1 protein-coding gene is annotated in these 1,087 nt (G+C 67.5%); it reads right to left on the bottom strand.

Going from position 1 to position 1,087, the window contains the following annotated elements; genetic code table 11:
* Positions 1 to 1,087: tetratricopeptide repeat protein (locus DBR22_RS21595; protein WP_375135013.1), on the bottom strand; the 1,087-nt coding region annotated here is incomplete at both ends.

The raw sequence follows: 1,087 nt of genomic DNA, 5'->3' as shown, positions 1-1,087 counted from the left end.
CCGCGTCCACGCCTGTTGCGGGTTCTTCAGCCGCTTCCGGGGTGACCGCTGCACCGGCGGCTGCCGGCGCCGAGCCAGCTGTCCCGGATTCGTTGCCACTGGCGGCACGTTCGAGCAGGCGCCGCCGCTGGGCTTCTTCGCGGGCTTCCTCTTCTTCGTCCCAGCCGAGGTCCACGATGTCCGGTTCCTCATCCACACCGAGGCCCAGGGCGTTTTCAGCCACCACGGCCTGCTTCTGCCACTTCTTGGCTTCGTCCTCGCGGCCTACTGCAGCCAGCGCGTCGGCGTAGGCACGGAACAGGCGCGGGCTGTAGGAGAAGGCCCGGTTGATGTCCAGCTGGGGAATTTCGAGTTCTGCAACGGCCGCGTCAAGCTGACCGAGGTCCGTCCTGGCACCGGCTGCAACAATAGCGAGTTCAGCCTTGCCCGGAGCGTCCAGGTCCTTGGCTTCCTCGGAACGCACGACGTCCAGGGCACGGTCAGGCCGGCCGAGACCGCGTTCGCAGTCTGCCATGACCGGAAGATGGACGTTCGATCCGCTGATGCGGCGGTACGTGCGGAACTCCCGGAGCGCTTCGCCGTAGTGGCCTGCAGCGTAGGCAGTGAGGCCAACGGCCTCACGGACAGCTGCCAGCCTGCCACCGCGGCGGCTTGCGGCGAGGGCATGCTGGAACGCAAGCTCGGGCTCGTCGTCAATCAGACGTCCGGCCATCACAAGGTGGCGGGCAACCCATTCCGCGCTGTTGTCTTCCAGTGTCTTGATCTGGTGCTGCGTGGCGCGGTCAAGCTCCTTGCCGGTAACGTCCTCGTCGATCTGCGGGGAACGTTCACGGTCAGGACGGTTGGCGCTGCGCAGGTCGCGGGCGTTCGGGACACGGGCGGGACGGTCTTCCGGGCGGTCGCGGCCAAATTGGCGGGGGCCTGCATCTCCGCGGTCGTAGCTTCGCGGGGCGCGGTCCTGGCGGTCGCCGAAAGGCTTGCGGTTCTCGCCGCCGGAGAAACCACGACGCTCGCCGTCGCCTTCGCGACGCGGACGGTCACCGAATGACTTGTTGTCGCGGTCACCGTAAGGCTTACGCTCTCCGCC

It is taken from the genome of Arthrobacter sp. HMWF013 (genome assembly GCF_003061105.1).
Taxonomy (GTDB): Bacteria; Actinomycetota; Actinomycetes; order Actinomycetales; family Micrococcaceae; genus Arthrobacter.
Note: the sequence above shows the minus strand (reverse complement) of the source record. Positions and strands in the feature narration are given on the sequence as shown.